Origin of the sequence: Pediococcus sp. AC40, from assembly GCF_030252485.1 — a bacterium.
GTDB lineage: Bacteria > Bacillota > Bacilli > Lactobacillales > Lactobacillaceae > Pediococcus > Pediococcus acidilactici.
On record NZ_CP127012.1, the window covers coordinates 130,950 to 156,912 of the forward strand.

Sequence of the window (25,963 nt, forward strand, 5' to 3'; positions counted from 1 at the left end):
CCTTTCTCGCTAAACGTTTACATAACGTGAGCCTTTTTCTTTTTAAAAATATTCTATTATATTAAAATGCTAATTACAAAAGAAAGGAGTTGTATGCACATGAATCAACCAGATTTAAAGGATCCCCGTACGCTGTACCACACGGATAAATTTCCGGCGCAACAACAGGACACCCCAGCGATCCAAGGGAAGATGACTCCCGTACCCGACTGTGGTGAAACTAGTTACGTAGGTCACGACCTGCTGTTAAACCGAAAGGTGCTTGTAACCGGCGGTGATTCCGGAATTGGTCGCGCGGTGGCCATCGCATTTGCCCGGGAAGGCGCCGACGTAGCCATCCAATTTTTACCAGGTGAAGAAGCCGATGCAAAAGAAGTGGAACACTACATCACTTCCGCAGGGCGTCAAGCGCTCTTACTCCCGGCTGATTTACGCGATTCAAATGCTCCCGAAGAAATTATCCAACGGGTGGTCGATGAATTTGGTGCACTCGACACGTTAATTTTAAACGCGTCCCAACAAATTGCGCACGAAAAAATCGACGACTTGCCGATCCAACAAATTAAGGATAGTTTTGACGTGAACGTGGTTGCCATGTTAGCCATGGTGAAGGCAGCCAAACCGCACCTTCCAGCTGGTGGCGCGATCGTTACCACTACCTCGATTCAAGCGTTTAACCCAAGCACCCAATTGTTAGATTACGCCGCAACTAAAGCAGCAATCGCGAACATGACGATTAACTTGGGGCAACAACTGATTGAACAAGGGGTGCGGGTTAACGGCGTGGCTCCAGGACCAATTTGGACTCCAATCCAATTGGATCATGGTCAACCAGAATCCTCGATCCCTGAATTTGGGCAAGATTCACCGATGGGCCGGGCTGGACAACCAGCTGAATTAGCCCCAGCATACGTTTTCCTAGCGTCCAACTTAGCTAGTTACGTAACTTCCCAAATTTACGGCGTAACTGGTGGCGAACCAATCAACCTTTAAGGAGGAATGGCGATGCCTTGGACAAAAAAAGATTATCCCAGCTCCATGAAAAATCTCAAGGAACGGGTGCGTAACAAAGCAATTGAAATTGCAAATGCTTTGTTACAAGAAGGTTATGATGAAGACCGAGCGATCCCGATTGCCATCAGCCAAGCAGAAAAATGGGATCAGGACCACCCTGAAGATTAGGTGAGCACTAAAAATTGTAAAAAACGAGTGCACTAAACAAAAAACGGTTCATGGGGTGAAAGCTTCCTCATGAACCGTTTTTATTTTGTTTTTTTGACTTCCATAGAGCCAAAACGTGTGCCAAAAGTTAGTTTGTTCTGCATAACCAAAAATTGACCATCATGCCCAATTCAGGCATCATGGTCAATTTTCAGTTAATGCTCGCAAACTACCCGATTTTTGTCACTCTCATTTTTGATTAAGCGGAATAAACTAATTTTTTCAGCTGCTTTTAATTTGCAAAAACCAGCCAGTTTTGTTTCCACTACGTGTTTTTGATATTAACTTTGGGTGGAACTACTGTTAGATCCGCTGCCCGTATAATTGTAATAAGCAGGGTTGGTATAACTATTTGATGAATAATTACCATCGTATGCAGGAGTGTAAGTCCCATCAGTATAACTACTATCATAGCTAGAACTTTCTTCTTCCGCTGAAGATGCGGCAGCTGCGCTTTCTTCGGCTGCCTTGGAACTGGACTCCGCCGCGGCCTTAGAACTAGCTTCCGCCGCCTTGGAAGCTGATTTAGAAGCTTCTTTAGAGGCAGACTCTTCGGCTGCTTTGCGTGCGGCTTCTTCTTCAGCTTCTTTTTGGGCTGCAATGGCGGCTTCTCGTGCCGCTTTTTCGGCCGCCTTATTTTCCTTATTAACGATTGAACGCAGACTAATTAACTTAGTTTGTTCGTCGACGGTCCGTTGAGACTGCTGATTCTTGCGCATGTCCTTAATTAACCCATCAATAGTGGAAACGCTAATTTTTTGGTTTTGTTGGTGAGCTTTAATAATGGTGTTGTAGCGGCGACTAAGTTTATCCGCCGTTTGAACAATTTGACGTACTTTTTGTAGATGCTCTCGATACTTTTTATCGAAAGCTTGCGGAACGCTGTTTGCCGACAAAGCCTTCATTTGGTGATTGACTTTTTTAGTAGTTACCTTCAAGTCCACCCGGTTTTGTCGGTTAAACAAATGTTGGTAATCCTGTCGAACTTGGTAAGCGTTGGCAGCTTGGTTTTGTGCCTTTTGCAACGCTGGTTTCTTCGGCCGGTCCTTTAACTGAGCGACGTCATGCTTAAGCGTGGCAATTTGTTGCTTGGTGACGTTCTTTTTTAGATCCGAATGTTGGGAATCAACGTACAACCGGTCGATCCGGGTCTGCAGCCGGTCAACTTTGCTAGCGTAGAGCGTTTTACTGATTCCCCATCCGCCACCAAAAAGCACGGCACACACTAAAATAATGCTACCAATTAAAATTGACCAACGACGCATCACTAAGCGCCGATGCCGTCGTTTAGCGGACCGCCGCCCCCGGTACAGATCGTCTTCGACAAATTCGTTTTGGTACGGATCGCGCGGATTGATCCAGTGCTTAAATTTCTTTATCCATCTATTTAGTGTTTCGTTCATAAAAACTAATCCCCCAAGGTGTCAGCCAACACGTTTAAATTTAGTTAAATTAAAGTACGAATTATAACTAATTTTATTATACTTTGTTTTAAGAAATTAGGGCAAAAAAACATTACATTAACTCTAAATTATTACTCATTTTTTTGAGTTTATGTGTGGCTTCTTCCATAGACATGAGCGATTCGTCGAAAAATGACTCACTAAGCGTAACAAATAAACGCGCGGACAATCCGATAAAGGTTTCGTCTAGGGGTTTAGCTGGTAAAACTGGCTTCGGAAGGCAATGATCCGTGCGCGCAAAAACTTCCTTTCGCGGTTTGATAACGGCCATCCCGAATGTTTCTGAAAGGCCTTTCATTATTAAGTAAGTTAATTCGGCCATCTGTTGGGCCATCAGTAATTTATTACGAATGAATGCTTCTTTAAGCGGTACTTGGAGCTGGAGACACTTGTCATGGCAATCAAAATTCAAGAACGAAGAGTTCGGGTGATGTTGATCCGTGTAAAAATCACTGAGGTGGTGGGCAAAAATCCAGTTCGCGGGCCGCCGGGTAGTTCCGTTTAGCGGCACTACCCGTTGGGTACCTAAAACCACCGGGCGAGCTTGTTTAATGCCTAAATAATCGGTTACCACGCGCAAAAAGATGTCGCAACACGGTTGGTTACGTAAAAAGTTACGGATAAGTTTTCGAGTTGATTGATTAGTAATATGGGGAGGTCGTTCGGTGTCAATAATCAAGGTAGAACCGGGGCAGCGCCAGTGGCTAATATCTTGCAAATAAAGGGTAGTATCGCTAAAAATTCGTGCATCTTTGATGAATGGTAAGTTAATATCCCGATTCTGATCCGAAAAAATTTGACTTGAGCTGAGCTGCTGAAATTCATCATAGTAGTTCAGTTTGACTTCCATATTAAAATAATCTCCTCCGAAATGATTACTAATCAATATTTTTTTGCATTTGAATATTATCAAAGCGCTATCACGCTAACAAGTATTTAAGGCGAAATAAGCCCATTTTGCCCATTAACCGGTAACTTAGCAGACACATTTGTTTTTAAATGAAATGTGGTTTCACATTTTTGAATAAATTTGCAAATTTTATTGAAATGGTATTTCAAAAGCGGTACAATTAAGCAACTCGAATGAAAGCGAATACATGGAGGTGCAGAATAATGTTAGATTTAAGTCGGTTAACGACGGAAACCCGCAATCCGCAGACGATGCGGTTGGATGAATTATCAACGGCGGAAGTCCTCGAAATTATGAACCACGAGGACCAAACTGTGGCGCAAAGCGTACAAAAAGCGCTCCCGCAGATTACTCAAGCGGTGGATCAAATTGTCAAAAACTTTAAGCAGGGTGGACGGCTCTTTTATATGGGCGCGGGAACCAGCGGCCGGTTAGGCGTGTTGGATGCTGCCGAATGCGTGCCCACGTTTGGGACTGATCCGGAAATGGTCCAGGGACTAATTGCTGGAGACGAAAAGGCGATGACCGTGGCGGTAGAAGGTGCGGAAGATTCCTTGACTTTAGGACCGGCAGATTTAAAGAAACGACACTTAACGGATAAAGACACGGTAGTGGCCATCGCCGCTAGCGGTCGGACACCGTACGTAATTGGCGGATTAGACTACGCGCGAGCAATGCACGCTGCCACGATTAGTTTGGCTTGCAACGCGGATGCAGAAATTAGTCAACATGCCGAAATTGCGATTGAAGTGCCGGTGGGTCCCGAAGTCTTGACCGGGTCCACCCGGTTAAAATCGGGGACCGCACAAAAATTAGTGTTAAACATGCTTTCAACGGTTTCGATGATCGGAATTGGAAAAGTTTATAAGAACTTGATGGTCGACGTTAAACCAACCAACGCTAAATTAGTGGAACGTTCTAAACGTATTATTATGCAAGCCACTGACGCAGATTACGAGACCGCAGCCACAGTATTTGAAAAGGCCCACCAAAACGTTAAGGTTGCCATCGTGATGATTTTGACGGGGGTTGACGAAACGGAAGCTCAAAAGCGGCTTCAAGAAGCCCATGGTTTTGTTAGAAAGACGATTGATTAGGAGGGAAAAGTAATGACGGATGCAAAAGTAAAGCAAATCGCGCAGGCAATTTACGCTAACGTGGGCGGTCCCGGCAACGTAGCCAAACTGATCCATTGTATGACGCGGGTGCGCATGACCATTAAGGATCCTAGCTTGGTTAACATGGCCGGGTTAAAACAAATTGACGGTGTGATGGGAGTCGTGGACGACGATACTTTACAAGTAATCGTGGGTCCCGGTACGGTTAACAAAGTTGCCGAAGAAATGGTCCGCGAAGTTGGAGTAAAACTAGGCGATCCTTTCCCTGAAACGGTGATGGACACAAGTAAGATGACCGACAAGGAGATTGTGGAAGCTAAGGCAGCTCAAGTAAAGGCGGCCCAAAAGGCTAAGCAAAAACAAACCCCCGTAAAGCGAATTTTGAAATCGATTTCAAATATTTTCATTCCGTTGATTCCGGCCTTTGTCGGAGCTGGTTTGATTGGGGGAATTGCCGCGGTGCTCTCCAACTTGCTCGTGGCTGGTGATATCAGCAAGAGCTGGACGGATTTAATTTTAGTACTGAACATCATTAAAAACGGGGTGTTTGCCTACCTTTCCGTTTACGTTGGTATTAATAGTGCAACCGAATTTGGCGCGACCCCTGGTTTAGGGGGTGTGATTGGGGCGGTAACCTTGTTAAACGGGATGACTCCCGAAGCTCCGTTACACAATATTTTTAACGGGCAACCCATGAGTGCCGGCCAAGGTGGAATCATTGGGGTGATTTTTGCCGTTTGGGTACTATCTTTAGTTGAAAAGCAACTTCATCGCTGGGTACCAGATTCAATTGATATTATTGTGACCCCAACGATTACGTTATTAGTTATTGGAATATTTACCATTTTCCTAGTGATGCCAGTTGCCGGCGTAATTTCAAGTTCCCTAGTTGGTGCAATTAACTGGATTCTAAACATTGGCGGCGCGTTTTCTGGATTTGCATTGGGAGCCTTATTCCTCCCAATGGTAATGTTTGGTTTGCACCAAATTTTAACCCCAATCCATATTGAAATGATTAACAAAACTGGCGCGACTCCGTTACTGCCAATCCTTGCCATGGCGGGTGCTGGACAAGTCGGTGCGGCCTTTGCTCTCTGGATTAAATGTCGGCGGAACCGCCAGTTGACTAACTTAATTAAAGGCGCCTTGCCAGTTGGAATTCTGGGAATTGGCGAACCCTTAATTTACGGGGTAACGTTACCACTAGGACGGCCGTTCATCACTGCATGTATTGGTGGTGGGATCGGTGGTGCCGTAGTTGGCGGACTTGGTCACGTGGGCGCGATTGCAATTGGTCCTTCCGGAGTGGCTTTAATTCCGTTAATCACTAACGGCCACATTTATGCCTACGTCCTCGGACTCTTAGCTGGATATGTCGGCGGATTCGTGGCAACCTACTTCTTTGGAATTCCTAAAGACGCCCTCGTTGGCGATGCTGAAGTTAACGCTGAAGTTCAAAATGAAGTTCAAGACGACGTGCCAAACAGCTCGACAGCTGTGCGCAGCGGTTCGGTGACCGTGACAACTCCCGTTAGCGGTAAAATAGTCGAGCTTGATCAAGTTCCTGATCCAATGATGGCCCAAGAAGTGATGGGAAAATCGGTAGCGGTAATGCCTGACGAAACTGATCCCCAAATTTACGCTCCGGTAGATGGAAAAGTTACTATGGTTGCAGACACTAAGCACGCGGTTGGTTTCCAAGATGAGATTGGTGAAGAAGTCCTCGTCCACATTGGGGTGGATACCGTGAAGTTAAATGGCAAAGGCTTTGAAATTAACGTTCAAGCTGGTGACCAAGTGCATCAAGGTGACGTAATTGGTAAGGTCGATTGGTCCGTAATCCGGGAAGCACAACTTGCACCAGTGACCTTGACAATTATCACCAATTCGAGTGATTATCAAGTTGATAAAAAAATTGGACAAACCGATGTCCAAGCTACATCAATTTTAATGGAAAATCAACGCTAGCCACTTATTCATTACGCCAGCGTGAGGAGGGGTGTCGTTGAAAAGTGTTGTATTTACCTTGAAAAATCAGTTGGGTGATTTTACCAAAAAGGAAAAGCAGGTTGCCCGCTTTATCATTAAATATCCGCAAGCGGTAATTGATTCCAATGCCAAACAGGTTGCTGATCAAGTGGGGACGAGCGCCGCAACGGTAATTCGCTTAGCCAAGCGGGTTTGCAAAAACGGGTTACCCGAGCTGAAAGAACGCCTGAAAAACGAAACGATGGTTAACGACAAGTTCTTTGAAGAAATTGATCCGGCAGATACGCTTGAAGTGATGAAACAAAAGATGGAGTACCGGATTAACCACACCATCGAGCAAACCAATCGAACGGTTAAGGGCGGCGCGGTCCGGAATGCAGCCAAACTGGTGGATCAAGCCGACGTGGTTTACACTTATGGAATAGGAGCTTCTCATTTAGTGGCAGATGATTTGCAACAAAAGTTTGGTCGGCTTGGTAAGCCGGTTGCTCAAACGCAAGATGTTCACCTGCTGGCGGCGGAAATGTCCAAAGGTCGTGGCGTGGTCGTGCTGATTTCTAACTCGGGAGAAACTAAGGAAACGTTACAATTACTAGGTGCCGCCCGGGCGTTAGATTTGCCGGTAGTGGCGATTACCCGGGTATTGAGTAGCCCCCTAGCCCGACAAAGCACGGTGGTCCTTGCCCATAGTGATAGCGGGGAAGGTAACCAATTGCGAAGCGCAGCGACGACCTCGCTGATGGCCCAACTGTACGTGGTTGATCTACTCTACTACTCCTTTTTAAAATTACATTTTGAAGATAACGTAGATCAATTGACGAAGTCTCGCAAGATTATTAAAAGTAATTTCTAAACGAACCAAACACGATTCTTGATGGCGAAAGGCTACTGGGAACCGTGTTTTTATTTAGAGTGGTAAAATTGAAGCGAGGAATCTGGACGATCTTAATTGCTATAAGGGGGTTAAGAAATGCAAGCCATGGATTTAGACTGGTGTTTTCGGCTCGTGGTGGCGGCAATTTGTGGTGGTTTTATTGGCTACGAGCGCTCGGCCCGGCTGAAAAATGCTGGAATTCGGACGCACATTATCGTAGCTTTAGGAGCTGCCTTAGCTATGTTAATCTCTAAATATGGTTTTTACGATTTGCTGCAACATCCCGGAATTGGGTTAGACCCTTCCCGGATAGCGGCGCAAATCATTAGTGGGATTAGTTTTATCGGTGCCGGAACCATCCTAGTGCGGGGCGCCGGTGTTAACGGCCTAACTACCGCCGCCGGGGTGTGGGCCACTGCCGCGGTCGGGATGGCAATCGGCTCGGGGTTGTACTTCATCGGAATCGCGGCCGCCCTCCTGATTGTGGCCTCGCAGTCCTTGTTCCGGGACAATTTAGTTTTAAAGTATTTATTACGACACAAACATTTTCACTGCCAGATTTTATTAAAAAATGACGCTACGACTTTATCAACGATTCACGCGATTTTTCATGACGTGGGGTTTACCCGGAACACATTTTCCATCAGCAACGTAACCACCGAGCGGATTACGGTGGAATTGGAAGGGGTTTTAACTGACAAGCAAGATATTGACGCAGTTTTAATGAAAATTGCGAAGAATCCGGCGGTCGTGGAAGTTCAGCGGGAAGATTAGGTGCAGGATTTGTACAAGTTTGCTGGCTGGTCAAGGCCGTAAAGATTAGTACTTTAAGCACTACCCGAAGGATGGAAAAAATATAAAATCATTTGGGTGTGCTGACTTTATTAGCATCAAAAGTGCTTCTTGAGAATTTTTAAGGGTTCTGAAGAAGCACTTTTTTAGTTGGCAAAACTTTCAAGTTCAAGAATTGGTATATACATCTTAAAGGTGATAAAAATTGTGTAGAGATAAGGTTGTTAGCGCAAACTATTTTTAATTAAAAAATGGCAATTTAACGATTGTCTTTGGTTAGATAAAGGTTATACTTTATTTGTAAACGTTTACACTTGTTGAAGTTAGATGGGATTTATCTGATGAGGAGATGGATGTAATGGCAGCGAATATTTTAATGACGCGAATTGATAATCGTTTGGTACATGGACAAGTCGGGGTGACCTGGACCAGGGCGGTAAAGGCCAACTTAATCGTGGTGGCTAATGACGACGCGGCCAATGACGAACTGCAACAAAAGTTGATGGCCACCACCGCGGATTCTTCCGGGGCGGACATTCGATTTTTTACGATTGAAAAGACGATTAACGTGATCAACAAGGCTGCGGATCGGCAACACATTTTTTTGGTGGTAAAAACGCCTGGTGACTTGCTTAAGTTAGTGGAGGGCGGCGTGCCCGTTAATAAAGTTAATGTGGGCAATATGCATTTCGCGCAAGGTAAACGAGAAATCACCAAAAAAGTTTACGTTGACGATCAAGACGTTCACGACCTCCTCGCAGTAGCTGACCGGGGAATTGAAATTTTTATTCAAGATTACCCGGGGGAAAAACAATATCCGATTACCGAACAATTATTGAAATAACAGCTAGTTAGTGTAAAGGAAGTGATTTTAGCCCCCAATTTTATGACAATGTCGCTAAACGTGCTCAGTAACTTGAGTATTCGGGCTTAGCCAATTAGTTTTAAACATACCTGACGATTCAGCTACTGCGCGCTGCTTATCAAGAGAGGTGAAAATAAATGTCGGTTACTCTCACACAAGGTATTTTAATTGCGATTTGGGCAATGATTTCCGGCCTTGATGCTTGGCTGCAAGCCTTATTCATTTTCCGGCCCATCATTGTCTGTACGATTACTGGTTTGATTTTAGGGGATTTACAATTGGGGGTTATTGCCGGCGGGCTGACTGAATTAGCCTTTGCTGGACTAACTCCGGCGGGAGGAACTCAACCGCCTAACACAGTTTTATGCGGGATCATGACCGTAGTAATTGCGGCCACGAATAATACTAACCCCACCACCGCGATTGGCTTATCGTTGCCATTTGCGATGCTCATGCAGTATATTTTGCTATTCTTCTATTCATCATTTTCCCTATTCATGTCTAAATTTGACCAATACGCAGCGGAAGGCAATGCCCGTGATTTCAAACGGCTTAATTTTATTCCGCTAACGATTGTCATCGTTTCGTTTGGCGTGGTAGCTTTCCTCAGTGCCTACGCTGCGCAAACTCCAATGCACGCTTTAGTAAATTCGATGCCGCATTGGTTGACTCACGGCTTTGAATTGGCTGGTGGGATCTTACCTGCGGTTGGTTTTGCAATGCTGCTTAAGGTAATGCTGAAACCTAAATATATGCCGTACTTAGTCTTGGGATTTGTAATCGCCAGCATGATTCCATTTTCAAACGTGTTACCGGTAGCGTTGATCGGGGGCGTTTTTGCCGCGATTGAATACTTCCGGACCCGGGAAAACATGGCTTTAAAGGCCCAAATCAAGGACCTTTCTGCCCGTTCGCAAGGAGGTGGCATGGACGATGGTATCTAAGAATAAAAAATCCATTTTCAGCAATCATGAAATTTCAATGCTCGGTATTCGTTCTAACCTAGTACAGGCTTCGTTTTCTTACGAACGGATGCATTCGCCAGGATGGACGTGGGCACAGCTGCCCTATTGGGAGAAAATTTATCGTGACGATCCCGAGGGGTTAAAGCGGGTAATGACCGACAACATGGAATTTATTAACAGCTCGCCACCGTTATACCCCATTCTCATGGGGCTGCTGTTAACCATGGAAGAAGAGCACGTTGATTCTACCACTATTAAGGGGTTGAAGAACGCGTTGTTCGGGCCGATGGCTGGAATCGGGGATGCAATTTTTTGGTTCACCATTATGCCGATTGTGGGCGGGATTAGCGCTTCAATTGCTAAAAACGGAAACGTCTTTGGTCCCATCCTCTTCTTCGTGGTTTACCTCTTCCTCTTCTGGTCCCGGGCGCCCCTGGCTCATCTTGGGTACAACCTAGGAACCAAAGCCATTGACGTAATCCAAGAAAATTCGACGGTCATTTCGCACGTTGCTTCTATTCTGGGATTGACCGTAATTGGTTCCCTAATTGCGTCGTACGTAAAGATGCAATTGACTATTAAAATTGGGGCCGGGAACACCGTTATTGACCTGCAAAAGCAACTTCTAGACAAGATTTTTCCCAACATTTTGCCATTTGCCTTTGTATTCTTACTGTTTTGGTTGCTGCGAAAGAACATTAGCCCGATTTGGTTGATCGTGGTGACCTTTGCCTTGTCAATTGTTATGGCGGCAATTGGTTGGATGTGATTAGCGAATAAAACGGAGATAATTGATGAACGAGATTAAAGTAATTGTTAGTGGCCACGGCGAATTTGCGTCTGGAATTCAAGCGGCCCTAAGTTTACTGATTAAGGTGCCGGAAAATTGGCGATTTATTGATTTTACGACCGGGATGAGCGACCAAGATTTACATCAAGAATTCATCCAAGCCTTAGGTGCTGCACCTTTTGAGGAAACCGTGTTCTTTACTGATTTAGCTGGTGGAACGCCGTACAACGTGGCGGCTACTTTGGCAGCAGACGCGGCGCAATTGCAAGTGGTCGCGGGATGTAATTTGGCTTCGTTGATGGAAACCATGTTCCAAACGTTTGGGAACGCGCACCAGTTGGCCAACGCCTTAATTAGCACCAGTCACGCAAGCATTAAAAGGTTTGACCCAAACGCTCCGATTAGCCGAAATGCGGACCTGGATGATGGGATTTAGCAGGGGGAACTCGGCAGATCGACGGAGCGGCATTTTCGAAATGGGTTGGTTTAAATTGCTCTGTGCACCAACGTTTAAAAACGAGACCGTGATGATTGAAAAAGTATTAAATTGGAGAGGTTGTTAAATATGGATACCATTGGAATAGCGGTGATCGTAATCGCGATGATCGCTGGAGGTATGGCAATTAAAATCTATCAAGAGCGACGATACTTTTACCTAAGCACCTTTTTTTATAAAGAACCACAAAGCAGCAACGTATTATTTTTAGGGAAAAGCGGGCGATATATTTTAAACCGGACTAAGGTTAGCGAGGCTAACCAACAACCAGCTAAATTTATTATTGATGAAGGAACTTTCACGGTCACTGCCGACCAACTGCTTTTGCAAAGTCATGACGGGCTAGTGATCACTTATGACAATGTGCGTAACCTAGTGATGAACAAGAATCCGCACGTGCGACGACAGAGTCCAGCGGTGTCAGATTTAAAAACCATTGAAATGAAAAACCATCGATTAATTGTTGCCCAACAACCGTTAAAAAGACTGGGCGACCACCGCGCTAAAAGCGTGGTTTCAGTACGAAAAATGCTGGGGCAGGCGTAGGTCGGTTAGCAGCCACGTCGGAATATTTCTGGGAATCTTCGCGGATTCTGTGAGTTTTATTATATTGGTTAGGAAGAATTGGGCTTTAGTTTAGCGTCTGCCTTGGGGTGGGCGCTTTTTTTGTGGGGAGAATTTGCGAATTTTAGATGTTAAGCCCACCTGTTTAAAAGAAAATGTATAATACAATTAGTAAAAATTAATTGCAGGTGTAAAAATGGCTAACGTAAATGATCCAGTTGTAGAAAAAATTTCATTTAATAAAAACGGGTTACGATTATTAGATGAAAGAAATGAACAGCTTTTATTAGACTACCCAACTGTTTACATTATTTATGCAGAAAACAAAGATAGTTATAGCGTTTATGTTGGAGAGACGAATAATATTAAGCAGCGAACAAGAGAACATTTTCAAGAGATGCGCTATGCTAAAAGATCCAAAATGTTTGTGGTTGGACATGAACATTTCAATAAATCATTAACACTAGATATAGAAAACAAGTTAATGCTCTACATGACTGGTAGTAAAGCCGTTAAAAATTTATCCAACAAGCGGGCTAACCCGCAGTATAAATATTTTCCTGTAGAAGAGATGAACGCTATTTTTTCAAAAATATGGCGTCAGCTACATAGAGAAAATAATCAATTATTTCCGGTTGAGAAGGTAATTGAAGAAAATGCGCTATTTAAAGCTTCCCCTTTTCACAAGTTGACAGAAGAGCAAATGAATGCTGAAATCACTATTCTAAATCATGTGAAGCAAGCGCTTAACGAAGAAAAAGAGAATCAGTTAGTTCTAGTGGAAGGGTCAGCAGGTTCAGGGAAAACAGTGTTACTAAGTTCATTATTTTACTTGCTTAGTGGGCAAGATGAAGAATTTAAAGGGAAAAGTGCCTACATGCTAGTGAATCATGATCAGCAAGTGAAGGTCTATAACAATATCGCTAAAAAATTAGGTATCCAAAAGAAGTTTGATGAAAAGGTAATGAAGCCTACAAAGTTTATCAATAATTTTACAGACAAGGCGGATATTGCTTTAATTGACGAAGCTCATCTTTTGTGGACGCAAGGAAAGCAGTCTTATCAAGGGAAAAACCAGCTTAACGATATTATGGATCGTGCTAAAATTACTATAGCAGTTTTAGATCCACATCAAATGCTTAGAACTCAACAATATATTGAAGGGCAAACGTTAAAAAAATTAGAGAACCGGGCTAAGAAGAATGGCCATTTAATTAAATTAAGAAATCAATTGAGAATGAACGCAGCAAAAGATACTGTGAAATGGATTAAAATGTTAGTCTATGGAAATAGAATAACTAATTTACCAAGGGATGATAAAGATTACGAACTGAAAATCTTTAAGAGCCCAGGTGAAATGTATAAGGCAATCAAAGAAAAAAATCGAGACCAAAGTAAGGGGCTTTCCCGAATGTTGGCTACGTTTGACTGGGAGTTTAAAGAAAAACGGGACAAAAATCACGATTTATATCAAGTAACGGTAGAAGATTTTAGCTTGCCGTGGAATCTACAAACCAAAAGCAATGATAAGAATTTATCCTGGGCTGAACGACCAGAAACAATTAATGAAGTAGGGTCTACCTACACAATCCAAGGGTTCGACTTGAATTACAGTGGTGTAATTATTGGTCCGTCAGTCAAATATCGTGATGGTAAAATCGTTTACGATCCTAATGCTAGTGCGAATAAAAATGCGGTATCAAATCGCACGTTAAGTGATGGAAGCAAAGTGAAGGTATATAATCAGCTATTACCCAACGAGCTAAATGTGTTGTTAACTAGGGGAGTTAACGGGCTTTATATTTATGCCGTTGATGATGAATTAAGAAAAGTATTGCTAGCAGCTCAAAATCAGGAAATACAAAATTAATGTAAAACATTACAAATTTATAGGTTGATAAATTACTAATTAATAAGAGGTTGAATTCTAATTTGAATTTCAACCTCTTATTTTGTTGGATTTTAATTTTTTAAAAAAGATTCACGATAAACCATCGCAATCGGGGCAATGATTTTTTGCGGCTCTGTGGGAGTACTTTGTCCTATGTTTTGTAATAGAATGTCAACAGCTTGTTCAGCTAGTAATGTTGTGTTTTGGTGGATAGTTGTTATGGTTGGCGTTGCAATATTGGCGATTGAAGCGTCATCGAAACCAATTACGCTAAGTTTTTGGGGGACTGCAATGTGTAATTTAGCAGCTGCTTTAACAACCATAAAAGCAATGTAATCATTAATTGCGAAGATTCCTAAGGGTTGTGGGTCAGAAGAATGTTCGATTAAGAATTCTTCCAACAATGTATTTTCTTCTAAATATTGATTTGAAGACACATTCAACCTAAAAACATGCTTTTCGGGATTTTTAATATTAGTTTTCTTTTTAAGGGTGTCGATAAAACCGTGAGTCCGCTCTCTAGTTGGTGAGTAATTTGTTTTTGACAAAATCAAATAGGGATCTCGGCCATCTGTGATGATTTCATTGGTGGCTTTTTGTGCTCCCGCATAGTGATCAGATTTAATGATGTTTTCGTTATCAGATTGAGGAGCTCGATCGATGTAGACAATGTTTTTATTTTGGCTGGCTAAATCAGCGTTAATGCTGTCAGTAGCTGAAATGATAATTATTCCCTCTACCATCAATTCTTTTAGAACTTTTAGATAATTTTCTTCCTGAAAATAATCCCGCTCGGTATTACAAATAATGGTTGTGTATCCTGCTTTAAATAAAAGTCCTTCACATTTTTTAACTATTTTTGAATAGAATTCATTTCTTATATCAGGTACTAAAATTCCGATTAATTTTGTGTGTCCGGTTTTTAACGTGGAAGCAAGCCGATTGGGCTGATAATCTAGCTCATCCATTATGGCATGAATTTTATTTCTGGTAGCAATGCTAATATTACCAGTATTATTAATGACCTTGGAAACGGTAGTTTTAGAAACCCCGGCTCGGTTAGCAATGTCTTGAATGGACACTTTATTTTTCATGGTTATAAAATACCTCCAAAAAAATATTGACAAACATTATAGATGGCTGTTACACTTATCCTGAAATTAAGGTTACCGGTAACCTTAATTAAACAATATTATACGTATAATAATATCACTTATTTAAAAATCTTTTTAGGGGGAACGGTATCCCCAAGTTGAGGAGTAAAATTATGGACTTATTTGATATTGATATTTACGCAGATGGTGCAGTTGTAGACGATATGGTAGAAGCTAAAGAACAATTAAACGTTAAGGGATTTACCACTAATCCTAGTTTGATGAAAAAAGCTGGAATAACTGATTACATGAAGTTTGCCAGAAAAGTTATGAGTACAGTTGGTGATCTTCCAATATCATTTGAAGTATTTTCTGATGATTTTAAAACCATGAAAATGGAAGCGCTTAAATTGGCAGAATTAGGAAAAAATGTTTTTGTGAAAATTCCGATTACCAATACCAAGGGTGAATCATCAGTTCCTCTAATTAAAGAGCTGTCAGAGCAGGGTGTTTCAATCAACGTTACCGCTATCTTAACAATAGATCAAGTTAAAGAAGTAGTTCCCGCATTTAGTGAAAATACTACAAACATTGTTTCAGTCTTCGCTGGGAGAGTCGCTGATACAGGCGTTGATCCAACAAATTTAATGAAAGAGTCTGTACAAGTGGTTAAAGAAAGCAAAGGAAACACTAAGCTATTGTGGGCTAGTTGTCGAGAAGTACTAAACATTAAACAAGCAGCTGATTTAGGAGTAGATATCATTACGGTGACAACTCCTGTATTAAAAAAATTAGGCATGGTAGGAAAAGACTTAAAGAAATTATCCTTAGAAACTGTTCAAGGTTTTAATAACGATGTAAAAGATTTGGGATTTTCAATTATTTAAGCTGGACTAAAGGAGGAAAACAAATATGATCTTGTCCGCTATTTTAGTTGCAATTCTTGCGACAATTTCGCAATGGTGGTTTTTTGCACCCATTACGCGATGCATGACGTATCCGCTAACTACTGGTATTTTAGTTGGAATATTTATGGGCCACCCTATGTTAGGGATGCTAGCAGGAGCAAATATTCAATTAGTATATCTAGGATGGATTAACGCCGGGGGTGTGATGCCTAGTAACACTATGGTAGCTGGTATATATGGGACGGCGCTAACAATTTTATCTAGTGCTAGCCCAAAGTTGGCAGTTACATTTGCGATTCCGTTTAGTTTACTAGGGTTACTAATGGTCCAAATTTATCAAACGCTAAACTCATTTTGGGTACATAGAGCAGATAAAGCACTGGCCGAAGGTAACGTAAATCAAATTCGATTTTTAAATTTTGTTCCATCATTTATTGTGTCTTTATTGGTATATGGATTGCCAGCATTTTGCTTGGTATTGTTTGGTAAAGGCTGGGCGACAGCACTAATCAATGCGATTCCTGAAAGCTTAACCACAGCTTTAGAAGTTGTTGGTGGTCTAATGCCGGCACTTGGAATCGCAATGCTATTAAGCTATTTAGGAAAGAAGAGTTTAAACGCATATTTCTTCATTGGATTTTTCCTAGCAGTTTATCTAAAACTTGATACAACGGCAGTAGCAATCTTTTCAGCAGCAATTGCCTTTTTGATTTTTGTTAGTCAAACAGCGAAAAAGAAAGAAGATAGCCCTAAAGAAAAGAAGATAAAACGCTTGACGTTGAATAATCGAAAAGGAGCTACTGAAGCAGTTCAACCAGCTGCTAACTCCACGGATAGCGCAAGTGTGATTACTACTGACGATTACAAAGTTCAATTGAATAAACGGGATTTGATCAAGACGTGGTTATGGCAACAATCAGATGAAGCTGCTTATAATTATGAACGTTTGCAAGCTTTAGGACTTACTAACATGATGTTGTATCCGATTCGGAAACTTTATAGTGATCCTCAAAAGCAAGCCGAAGAATTGAAAAAGTACATGGTGTTTTTTAATACAGAACCACACATGGTTGGCCCAATTATTCACGGAGTGGCTTTATCAATGGAAGAAGCTCGAGCAAATGGACAAAACGTTAGCGCAGAGGATATCAACGGTGTTAGAACTGGACTAATGGGACCAGCAGCAGGGATTGGTGATACAGTCCAACAAGGAATTATTTTTCCGATTTTAGCTAGTATTGGTGCAACAATGGCTTTGGATCATAACTTTATTGGCCCGGTCTTCTTTACGGTAGTTTTTGAAGCAATTATTTACACGATTGGTTACCTGATGTTTATGTTTGGCTATAAGAAAGGGAAGAGCTCTGTAATTACCATTTTGAAGAATGGAATCATCGATAAAGTTACAAATGCTTTCAGTATTGTAGGTTTAATGGTAGTGGGGACTATGGCAGCAACCCGGATAACGGTGGATACGCCGTTAGTTTGGTCAATCGGAAAAAGCACGATGAAGTTACAAGAGATTTTGAATACGCTGGCTCCGGGATTAATACCGTTAGCAATTACTTTAATCGTTTGGCGTTTGGTTGCCAAAAAGGTTAACCCAACGTGGATAATTCTTGGAATTTTTATAATTGGTATTGCTCTTTCATACCTAAATCTTTTAGGAGTAGTTAAGTGAGGAAATTATGGTAAAAATATTTTTAATTAGTCATGGACCATTTAGTAAAGGACTTTTAGAAAGCATTGAAATGATTGCTGGACCTCAAGAAGGCATTACCTCTCTATCTTTAGAGCGTGGAGAGAATCCTGAGGAGTTTCGGAATCGGTTACAAGAAAGCTTATCTGAAAATTACGATGCAATTAATGGAGTTTTAGTGCTCTGCGATTTAAAGGGTGGAACGCCATACAATTCAGCAGCATATTTAAGTCAAAAATTTAAAATGAAGTTGATTACCGGAATGAATGTACCAATGGTGATTACCTTAGTCACGACGAGAACTGCCGAAACATCATTGGATGAGTTAGCAACGTTAGCTACAAGTTCAGAGTCGACAAATATTGAAAATGTAAATTTGAATTTTAAACAAGGAGGAAGAAAACATGGAAAACTTAGTCTTAACAAGAATTGATGATCGGTTAATTCATGGGCAAGTAATGACTGCATGGATTAAGAACAAAGGTGCGGATCAAGTAGTAATTGTTGATGATGGAGTAGCCAAGGACGACTTTATGATTAATGTTTTAGAAAACACGGTACCTGATAATATTGCAATTGGAATCTTTTCTAAAGAAGACGCGGTAACTTTTTTCTCAGAACCATTAGAAGCACCCACCATTATTTTGGCTAAAACCCCCCAAACGCTAGAATATATGGTTGATAACGGCATTAGCATTGATGAAATTGATTTAGGTGGTATGGGAGCCAAGGAGGGGCGCGAACGGCTTTATCATACTATTTCAACTAATGCAGAAGAAAATGAATCCTTTAAGCGTTTAATTGAAAAAGGCGTGGACGCATTTATCCAAATTATGCCACAAAATGAAAAAGTGAACCTAAAAGATATTCTAAACAAATAATAGTGATGAACCCTTAGATTCAGAGACTTCAAGGCGGTGACGCTTTGAAGTCTTTTTTATATATCATAAATTGTCATCTACAGGTGACAGTTAGTAATAAGCACGGACATGTTCCAAATGAAATAATATGGTTGTGGCCATGAAGAAGAAGGTGAAACGGGTGGATAAAAAAGAAACACAAATAATTTATTCGCTAGCTAAAAGTGACGCATATGTGACATCAAACCAACTTGCTTCGTTACTTCATGTATCAAATCGATCGATAATTAGAATGATTAAAAGAATAAATTTAAATACGGGAGGAGAATTAGTACGTTCTAAGAAGGGACGCGGATACAAACTTAATTACGAAGCATTTTTAAGAAATGCGCATATATTGAAAAATTTTAAAGCGTATTCTCCTATAGAACGAAGAAAAGAAGTTTTATTAAAACTGCTGTTTAAATCGCCGGAAAAAATTGGAATTAACACATTATTTGAAAACTTTTATATTAGTGAATCTGTTGTTAGTACTGATATAGCGATATTAAAGCAACAGCTAAATAAAAAAGGAGTGCTGTTGATTAACAGAGACCGAACGCTAAGGGTACAGGGAAACGAATCGACAATCCGAAAATTAATAATTCGACTAGTTAATAAATGGGAGGTGGATGATTATAGTTCAATTGGAACAGAAATACCAAATTTAGCTAAACGAGATCGGGATTTCGTTGTTGGACAAATGGATTATATCGAACATAAACTGCGGTTTCCGATCTCTTTCCCGTATAACGTGAATCTTTTTTATCATTTATGTATTTTAATTAAACGATATAAAAGTAAAAATATAAAGTTTGAATTTGGAGAACCAATTAGCACCGTAGAAAAAGAAATGCTAGAAAACAACCAAAAGTTATCGGCAGTAGCTGGGCACATTGTTGATACTTTGGGAGATTATATTAGTTTAAAAATGCCTCCGATTGAAAAATATTACATTTTTCAATATTTGAATTCTGCAAGGTTAATCTCTGGATCTAAAGATAAAGAATTAAAGTTCATTAATTTAACTAGGCTACTTCTTAAAAACATTTCTGAAATTTTAAAGATAACCATTCAAGGAGATGGCATTGAGGAAGATTTATCGCTTCATGTGGAGCCAATGTTTAAGCGAATTATAAATGGTATAGAAATTAAAAATCCTATCTTAGAAGATATTAAATTGGAATATCCAAATATTTTTCAATCTACCGAAATAGCAATGAAAAAAATATTCCGAGAATACTATAGTAGCAACGTTTCTGATGATGAAATTGGTTTTGTTGCTATATACATTGCAAAATTTATTGAGCAACACGGACATAATATGAAGGCACTAATAATGTGTTCCAGCGGTATAGGCACTTCTGAGCTGTTGAAAGTAAAAATAGAAAAAGAGCTTCCTAATTTGGTTATTGAAGATGTGATTTCTTTTAGAATGTACGAGAAAAATAAAGAAAAGTGGAATCGTAAAGTGGATTTGATTTTAACTACAATTGCAACCAACGAAAAGGTTGTTGATAAACCAATCGTATTAGTGAATGCGATGTTTACGAAAATAGACAAAATAAGAGTTGAAAAGTTGATTGAAAGGTTAAGCCAGAAAAATGGAAAAGACAATTTTAAACCAAGTGATTGATGAAAAATTAATTGAAATGAATTTGAAATCAAATACGAAAGAGGGGGTAATAAGAGAATTATCGAAAAGATTATATGAACAGGGAAATATAAATGATTTAGAAGCATTTGTGGAAGACGTCTTATTACGTGAAAAGGAAGGAATTACTGGACTTGGACAAGGAGTAGCTATTCCCCATGGTAAGTCGAAGTCAGTTATTAATACTACGATTGCGATTGGTAAAAGTGAACATGATATCCCATGGGAAACGTTAGATGAAACGCCTATCCGAGTGGTAATCCTGTTTGCAGTTCGGGATACTGATGCAAGCACTGTTCATATTAAATTGCTCCAAAATGTCGCCAGATTCTTATCAGACGATAATTTTATTAATGATTTACACAATGCAAAAACTAAAGACGATCTTTTGAAATTACTAAAAAATTCAAAGGAAGGAGATGGATAGTTGATGAAAATTGTTGGTGTAGCAGCATGTACGTCGGGAATTGCCCACACTTACATTGCTAGAGAAAAAATAGTAAAGGCAGCTCAAAAATTAGGATATGAGATTCACATGGAAACTCAAGGAACAATCGGTACGGAAGATGAGCTAACAGCTACAGATATTAAGGAAGCAGACTTTGTTTTACTAGCCGTGGATATTAAGGTTAACGGAAAAGAACGGTTTACTGGTAAAAAAGTTGTTGAAGTACCTACAAATACAGCAATAAAAGCACCTACCAAATTATTGAAAACAATTGTTGAGAAGTTAGGCCTTAACGGAGGATAAAGCTATGAAAAAGTTGCAACTTAAAAAGCATGCAATGACTGCGATTTCATATATGCTTCCTCTTGTGGTGGCTTCGGGTTTATTAATCGCTATTGGAAATTTAACTGGAGGACATGAATTAACTAATTTTAATGGTAGTTATGGTATTCCATCTGCTTTAACAACGTTAGGCGTTTGGGGGATGGGATTGCTTGCACCAGTGATTTCGGCAGCAATTGCCTATTCAATTGCTGATCGTCCGGGGATTGCTCCAGGTTTATTAAGTGGAATGATTGCTTATAAAATCGGTGCAGGATTCTTAGGCGGAATGTTGGGCGGATTTATTACCGGATGGATTGTGTTGCTTCTGGTGAAATATATAAAAGTACCGAAATGGGCAGAAGGTTTAAAACCGATGATGGTGATACCACTAATTTCATCAGTAATTATGGCAATCCTAATGTTTTATATAGTAGGACAGCCCATTGTACTAGCAACGAATGCTTTAACGGAGTTCCTTAATAGTATGGAAGGTTCAGCACGCTTCATTTTTGGATTTATCTTAGGTGGAATGGCGGCCTTCGATTTTGGAGGGCCGGTTAATAAAGTTGCATCGCTATTTGCAGATGGGATGCTGTTACAAGGCGTTCAACAACCAGAAGCAGTAAAGGTAATGGCGTCAATGATTCCTCCTTTTGGAGTGACGCTATCATGGGTACTATCTAAGCTTATTCACAAAAATATTTATACAACCCAAGAAATTGACAATATCAAAATCGCTTTTCCAATGGGAATTGTCATGATTACAGAAGGAGTAATCCCCATTGCAGCAGTAGATCTTTTTCGAATGATACTAAGTTGTAGCTTTGGTGCTGCAGTTGGTGGAGGTTTATCAATGTCATGGGGTATTAAAAGTCCTGTTCCATCCGGTGGGATGTTCATTGTGCCGGCAATGAATAAACCTTTGCTATTTATACTGGCATTGTTAATCGGTTCAGTAGTTACTGCTAGCTTGCTAATTCTTCTCAAGAAGAATATAAAAACCCAGAAATCTGAGACAACTGTTGTAGAGGAAGAAGAAAATATTGACTTAGACGATATTAAAATTAATTGAATGGAGGAAAGCGATGCTCGTTTCGATGAAAGATATACTAAGTGCTGCTAATCGAGGAAAATATGCGGTACTAGCTATAAACTGCTTTAATTTGGAAAGCGCTTGTGCAACGGTCAAAGCAGCTGAAAAAAGACGATCGCCCATCATTATTGATTTACTGCAAGAACATATGGAAAAGCATATTGCGAAAGAAATATTATTACCTTCAGTGGTGAAGATGGCAAAACTGGCTACTGTAGACGTAGCGATTAATCTTGACCATGGTAAATCGGTAGATTACGTAAAAGAGTGCATAGTAGATGGATTTACAGGCGTTATGATTGACCAGTCAGAAGGAAATTTTAAAGATAATGTTCGAATTACAAAAGAGATTATGGACTGTGCCCTACCTAAAAATATTGGTGTGGAAGCTGAAGTCGGTAATATGGGAGCAGTGAAGAATGACCAATTTACAAAGCAGGAGATGTATACCGATCCAAAGGAAGCAATCAAATTTATTAGGCGAACAAATGTAACCGCTTTAGCGATATCGTTTGGCTCATCCCATGGTGTGATGCCTAAGGATTTTATTCCAAAGTTTAACTTTGATATCGTCAAAGAAATTAAGAAGGCAACGGGAATTCCGCTCGTTATGCATGGTGGATCAGGATGCGGAAAAGACAATATTGCAAAAGCCGTTACAGTGGGAATAAATAAAGTTAACGTAGGGTCAGATATTTTAAAAGCACAATCGGAAGCTGTCTATGTACAACAACAAGAGGATAGATATATGGATTATGTAGATTTACTGCAGATAACGATGACCGAAGCTGAAAAGGCTGTTGATGAATATATCGATGTTGTTGGCTCAACTAATAAGACATCAGTAACTTTATAAATTTAAAGTTTGTAATAAAAATTGGAGGGAAAATTTTATGTTAATTAATATGAATCAATTGTTATCAGTGGCTAAGAAAAACAATTTTGCTGTAGGAGCTTACAATGTGTCTAATGCGGAATTATTAAAATCTGCTGTTGAGCAGTGTGAAGAAGACAATGCTCCAGCAATTATAGCCGTACATCCAACAGAAATGGCCTATGCAAAAGATGACTTCTTTGCATACGTATTACAACGAATTAGAAATAGTAAAATACCATTTGTATTACATTTGGATCATGGTGATACTTTAGAAAATGTAGCAAGAGCGATTCACAATGGTTTTAGTTCAGTAATGATTGATGCTTCATTAGAAGAATGGCAAAATAATGTTGACATTACAAGAAAAACAGTTGATATGTGTCATTTAGTTGGAGTATCAGTAGAAGCAGAATTGGGTACAATCGGACAAACTGGAAATCATATTAAAGAACATTTGCAAAATGGAATCTATACTAAGCCAGAAGATGCAGAACGCTTCGTAGATGAAACAGGAGTAGATATCCTCGCGGTGGGTATCGGAACGGCACATGGAATTTATCCTACTGATGTTGAGCCTAAAATCAGAATTGATATTCTAAAGCAAATTACGGATGTTGTTGATATACCTTTAGTTTTGCATGGAGGATCTTCAAACCCAGATAGTCAAATTGCTGATGCCGTACACAATGGTATTTCAAAAGTTAACATTTCATCGGATTACAAATATGCATTCTTTAAAGAAGCGCGTAAAATTCTCAAAGAAGATGATGGCTGGGATCCAAATAATTTGTTCCCTAAGGCAATTGAAGCAGCTAAAGAAGTAGTACATCACAAAAATGAACTCTTTGACTCGCTTGATAAAGCTGATCTTTACCAAGGGATGGATCCTTGGAGGGGACAGTTGTTGTAAGGGAATGATACAAAATATTAAAGAGTAGCTATTAACACAAAATCGTTGCTTAATTTTAATGATTAGGCAATGATTTTTTGTGTGGCTTTAGTACTTTTAAATCACGCGAGAAACTTACTTCTGGAAAGTTTAGGGAGATAATTTTGCAATAAATAGCCAAATAAAAGCTCTGGTCATACCTTAATCGCTAATTGACTCTCCTTAACAATCTTGGTATATTCCTTTTAGATTAAAGAAAACGCTTTCTAAAAAGGAGAATCACAATGAAAAAAGCACGGTGGAAGTTGTTACTCGCGGGACTAGCATTATTAGGTGGAATTAGTTTAGATCAAAATATTATTTCAGCTAACACCACCATCCGGGTGGGAACGTATAATTTAAGGGCGCCTAAGAAAAACGACACTAATAAACAAAAAGACCTGTTGGAAAATGATCAAGTAGAAATCGCTGGAACTCAAGAGATTAATTATAAAAATCACCGTTTTTCAGGTAAAAGTAAATATAATACGTTAACTAACTTCAAGGATGATTACTTTAAGAACATTTTTTACAGCAACGCAATTGATTTCGCGGGAGGTGGGTATGGAATTGCAACGGTATCCGCTTTGCCACTGAAAGATTCAAAAACTGTAAAGCTATACAGTAGTGAGGCTGGGAAACATCCCCAAAAACTAAAAAAGGCCTATCGTGAATATAATCCAGATAAAAAATCAACGGTGAAAAATTTGGATAAGTTAACTGCCAAGTATGGTAAAAAATTAGTTGAGCCCCGGGTCTATCAGCGCTCGGTTATTGAAAAAGATGGCAAGAAAATTGCGTTTTATAACACTCACTTAAGCTACGAGTCGACGAAGATTCGGCAAAAGCAGTTTAAAGCGTTGGCAAAGGCGATGAGGAAGGATAACACTCCTTATAAGGTTTTGGTGGGAGATTTTAATGCTGATCAAAATACTACAGAGTGGAAAACTTTCAAGAAGAATTTCAACATTACCAACGGTAAAGATGGAATCTGGCGGGATACCTTTATTGGAGAAGATCCAACCATGAATGTTAATTCGATTGATAATATCATCACAAGTAAAAATATCAGTATTTCTAATATCCATACTATTAAATCGACAGCGTCAGATCACGTTCCGTTGGTTGCAGATTTGACGCTTAAATAAAAAAGTTAAAAATTCTTATTAGCATTTGCCTGATGTTGGTAAGAATTTTTTGAAATTCGGCCTTTAAAGAATAACCGCTTGCTGTGGTATAGAAAAAGCAGTTTCCCTAGGTGAGACTATTAAAAGCCGGATAAAAGTGTTCAATATAACGCTGTTTGTTAATGGCTTTGATAGGCTCACCTTTTAAGTAGAATACAGGAAAAGCTGCTGGTTTACGTATATAAAAATAGGCGATAAAGTAATTGTTTAAGGCGGCACGTATATACTGAAGATATACAAGACGAAGGGCTGAATACATTGGCAAATGATAGCGTAAAAATTATAAAATCTGGCAATTCCAGTATTTTAACCGTTCCAAAATCAATTACCCCAATGGCAACGTCATATCGAGTTTATCAAGGACGAGACGGAATGATTGTGTACGCTCCTGAAAAAGATAACCCATTTAAAAATGCAGATTTTATTGCTGAGCATGAAAATAGCATTCAAAAAGAAGCGGGTGAGGGGCAGCTTTTTAGCAATGAACTCGCAGAACGATGAGTACATTCCTGATAAGCAGGATTTAATTGAAATTGATTTTGATCCGGCAGTGGGAAAGGAAATTAAGAAACGTCGTCCAGCGCTAGTAATTAGTAATTGGGGATATAGTCAAGTTACGGGCTTAGTGATAATTGTCCCCATTACTCACGCTAATAATCATCAGCTAAAAGACTTTTTCGTACCAGTGGTGAGTGCGAAAGTTAGCGGGTACGTGAATCCGTTACAATTTTTTACGTACGATTTTAGAAAACGGCATGCACGTAAGCTTGATTTGCTTCCGACGCCCGCCTTTGTCGAAGTTCGGCAATGCATTTTAAACATCATGGATTAGTTAATTATGGTAAACAGGTTGTTATTTAAAAAGTGACAATCTGTTTTTTTGTTGCCTGAAAAACGACTCTTTTTAAAAAAGT

27 protein-coding genes and 1 pseudogene are annotated in these 25,963 nt (G+C 40.0%); 25 read left to right on the top strand and 3 right to left on the bottom strand.

What is annotated here, in order from left to right; all coding sequences use genetic code 11:
- Window positions 1-99: 99 nt before the first annotated feature.
- Together NL111_RS00595 and NL111_RS00600 are read left to right on the top strand one after the other, a co-directional pair.
- Window positions 100-993 carry an SDR family oxidoreductase gene (locus NL111_RS00595; RefSeq protein ID WP_002830636.1) on the top strand — a complete coding sequence of 298 codons (894 nt, stop codon included), beginning with the start codon at window positions 100-102 and terminating at the stop codon, window positions 991-993.
- A gap of 12 nt (window positions 994-1,005) precedes the next feature.
- Window positions 1,006-1,167, top strand: a pseudogene (locus NL111_RS00600) (DUF2188 domain-containing protein); the annotation flags it as partial.
- Window positions 1,168-1,502: 335 nt separating this feature from the next.
- Here NL111_RS00600 and NL111_RS00605 read toward each other — a convergent pair.
- Window positions 1,503-2,624 carry a hypothetical protein gene (locus NL111_RS00605; protein ID WP_002830634.1) on the bottom strand — a complete coding sequence of 374 codons (1,122 nt, stop codon included), beginning with the start codon at window positions 2,622-2,624 and terminating at the stop codon, window positions 1,503-1,505.
- Between the two features lie 112 nt (window positions 2,625-2,736).
- A complete protein-coding gene (locus NL111_RS00610; protein ID WP_002830633.1) occupies window positions 2,737-3,534 on the bottom strand; it encodes a hypothetical protein in 798 nt (265 codons plus the stop codon).
- Between the two features lie 263 nt (window positions 3,535-3,797).
- Here NL111_RS00610 and murQ point away from each other — a divergent pair, with 263 nt between their 5' ends.
- From murQ to NL111_RS00660, 10 genes are all read left to right on the top strand, one after another.
- Window positions 3,798-4,691 (top strand): N-acetylmuramic acid 6-phosphate etherase, encoded by an 894-nt coding sequence (gene murQ / locus NL111_RS00615; RefSeq protein WP_285110312.1) that lies wholly within the window; start codon window positions 3,798-3,800, stop codon window positions 4,689-4,691.
- Window positions 4,692-4,703: 12 nt separating this feature from the next.
- Entirely contained in the window at window positions 4,704-6,680 is a 1,977-nt protein-coding gene (locus tag NL111_RS00620) for a glucose PTS transporter subunit IIA (RefSeq protein WP_285110313.1), read from the top strand.
- 31 nt (window positions 6,681-6,711) lie between these two features.
- A complete protein-coding gene (locus NL111_RS00625) occupies window positions 6,712-7,554 on the top strand; it encodes a MurR/RpiR family transcriptional regulator (RefSeq protein WP_285110314.1) in 843 nt (280 codons plus the stop codon).
- A gap of 117 nt (window positions 7,555-7,671) precedes the next feature.
- Window positions 7,672-8,349 (top strand): MgtC/SapB family protein, encoded by a 678-nt coding sequence (locus NL111_RS00630; protein ID WP_004166496.1) that lies wholly within the window; start codon window positions 7,672-7,674, stop codon window positions 8,347-8,349.
- A 367-nt stretch (window positions 8,350-8,716) separates the two neighbouring features.
- Window positions 8,717-9,211 (top strand): PTS galactosamine transporter subunit IIB, encoded by a 495-nt coding sequence (gene agaB / locus NL111_RS00635; RefSeq protein WP_350355565.1) that lies wholly within the window; start codon window positions 8,717-8,719, stop codon window positions 9,209-9,211.
- Between the two features lie 158 nt (window positions 9,212-9,369).
- The gene (agaC, locus tag NL111_RS00640) at window positions 9,370-10,176 is read left to right on the top strand and encodes a PTS galactosamine transporter subunit IIC (protein ID WP_004166498.1); all 807 of its coding nucleotides are present in this window, start codon (window positions 9,370-9,372) and stop codon (window positions 10,174-10,176) included.
- A complete protein-coding gene (gene agaD, locus NL111_RS00645; protein WP_004166500.1) occupies window positions 10,166-10,966 on the top strand; it encodes a PTS galactosamine transporter subunit IID in 801 nt (266 codons plus the stop codon). The genes agaC and agaD overlap by 11 nt, the downstream gene beginning before the upstream one ends.
- A 25-nt stretch (window positions 10,967-10,991) precedes the next feature.
- On the top strand, window positions 10,992-11,423 hold the full coding sequence (locus NL111_RS00650; protein ID WP_285110316.1) for a PTS sugar transporter subunit IIA: 432 nt from the start codon (window positions 10,992-10,994) through the stop codon (window positions 11,421-11,423).
- 129 nt (window positions 11,424-11,552) lie between these two features.
- Entirely contained in the window at window positions 11,553-12,029 is a 477-nt protein-coding gene (locus tag NL111_RS00655; RefSeq protein ID WP_002830628.1) for a hypothetical protein, read from the top strand.
- 214 nt (window positions 12,030-12,243) lie between these two features.
- Window positions 12,244-13,917 carry a DUF2075 domain-containing protein gene (locus tag NL111_RS00660; protein WP_119178772.1) on the top strand — a complete coding sequence of 558 codons (1,674 nt, stop codon included), beginning with the start codon at window positions 12,244-12,246 and terminating at the stop codon, window positions 13,915-13,917.
- Window positions 13,918-14,009: 92 nt separating this feature from the next.
- On the opposite strand, the gene NL111_RS00665 is transcribed toward NL111_RS00660, so the two are convergent.
- Window positions 14,010-15,032: a LacI family DNA-binding transcriptional regulator gene (locus NL111_RS00665; protein WP_002830626.1), complete on the bottom strand. Its 1,023-nt coding sequence runs from the start codon at window positions 15,030-15,032 to the stop codon at window positions 14,010-14,012.
- Window positions 15,033-15,205: 173 nt separating this feature from the next.
- On the opposite strand from NL111_RS00665, the gene NL111_RS00670 reads away from it, so the two are divergent.
- The 13 genes from NL111_RS00670 to NL111_RS00730 all read left to right on the top strand — a co-directional run bounded on the left by NL111_RS00670 (window position 15,206) and on the right by NL111_RS00730 (window position 25,881).
- Window positions 15,206-15,919 (top strand): transaldolase, encoded by a 714-nt coding sequence (locus tag NL111_RS00670; protein WP_002830625.1) that lies wholly within the window; start codon window positions 15,206-15,208, stop codon window positions 15,917-15,919.
- 25 nt (window positions 15,920-15,944) lie between these two features.
- Complete coding sequence (locus NL111_RS00675) at window positions 15,945-17,621, top strand: PTS system mannose/fructose/sorbose family transporter subunit IID (RefSeq protein ID WP_285110317.1); 1,677 nt, start codon at window positions 15,945-15,947, stop codon at window positions 17,619-17,621.
- Window positions 17,622-17,628: 7 nt separating this feature from the next.
- Complete coding sequence (locus NL111_RS00680) at window positions 17,629-18,072, top strand: PTS sugar transporter subunit IIA (RefSeq protein WP_036672478.1); 444 nt, start codon at window positions 17,629-17,631, stop codon at window positions 18,070-18,072.
- A complete protein-coding gene (locus NL111_RS00685) occupies window positions 18,044-18,520 on the top strand; it encodes a PTS sugar transporter subunit IIB (protein ID WP_285110318.1) in 477 nt (158 codons plus the stop codon). Before NL111_RS00680 ends, NL111_RS00685 begins: the two co-directional genes overlap by 29 nt.
- A 139-nt stretch (window positions 18,521-18,659) precedes the next feature.
- Window positions 18,660-20,174: a BglG family transcription antiterminator gene (locus NL111_RS00690; protein WP_285110583.1), complete on the top strand. Its 1,515-nt coding sequence runs from the start codon at window positions 18,660-18,662 to the stop codon at window positions 20,172-20,174.
- Window positions 20,143-20,619: a PTS sugar transporter subunit IIA gene (locus tag NL111_RS00695; RefSeq protein WP_002830621.1), complete on the top strand. Its 477-nt coding sequence runs from the start codon at window positions 20,143-20,145 to the stop codon at window positions 20,617-20,619. The genes NL111_RS00690 and NL111_RS00695 overlap by 32 nt, the downstream gene beginning before the upstream one ends.
- A gap of 3 nt (window positions 20,620-20,622) precedes the next feature.
- A complete protein-coding gene (locus NL111_RS00700; protein WP_002830620.1) occupies window positions 20,623-20,943 on the top strand; it encodes a PTS fructose transporter subunit IIB in 321 nt (106 codons plus the stop codon).
- Window positions 20,944-20,947: 4 nt separating this feature from the next.
- Complete coding sequence (locus NL111_RS00705; protein WP_002830619.1) at window positions 20,948-22,036, top strand: PTS fructose transporter subunit IIC; 1,089 nt, start codon at window positions 20,948-20,950, stop codon at window positions 22,034-22,036.
- A gap of 13 nt (window positions 22,037-22,049) precedes the next feature.
- Window positions 22,050-22,913 (top strand): class II fructose-bisphosphate aldolase, encoded by an 864-nt coding sequence (locus tag NL111_RS00710; RefSeq protein WP_285110319.1) that lies wholly within the window; start codon window positions 22,050-22,052, stop codon window positions 22,911-22,913.
- A 37-nt stretch (window positions 22,914-22,950) separates the two neighbouring features.
- Window positions 22,951-23,844 (top strand): ketose-bisphosphate aldolase, encoded by an 894-nt coding sequence (locus NL111_RS00715; RefSeq protein ID WP_285110320.1) that lies wholly within the window; start codon window positions 22,951-22,953, stop codon window positions 23,842-23,844.
- Window positions 23,845-24,107: 263 nt separating this feature from the next.
- Window positions 24,108-25,010: an endonuclease/exonuclease/phosphatase family protein gene (locus NL111_RS00720; RefSeq protein WP_285110321.1), complete on the top strand. Its 903-nt coding sequence runs from the start codon at window positions 24,108-24,110 to the stop codon at window positions 25,008-25,010.
- A gap of 372 nt (window positions 25,011-25,382) precedes the next feature.
- Window positions 25,383-25,550 carry an antitoxin of toxin-antitoxin stability system gene (locus tag NL111_RS00725; RefSeq protein WP_229091709.1) on the top strand — a complete coding sequence of 56 codons (168 nt, stop codon included), beginning with the start codon at window positions 25,383-25,385 and terminating at the stop codon, window positions 25,548-25,550.
- A complete protein-coding gene (locus NL111_RS00730) occupies window positions 25,531-25,881 on the top strand; it encodes a type II toxin-antitoxin system PemK/MazF family toxin (RefSeq protein ID WP_285110322.1) in 351 nt (116 codons plus the stop codon). The genes NL111_RS00725 and NL111_RS00730 overlap by 20 nt, the downstream gene beginning before the upstream one ends.
- The last annotated feature ends 82 nt before the right edge of the window (window positions 25,882-25,963 follow it).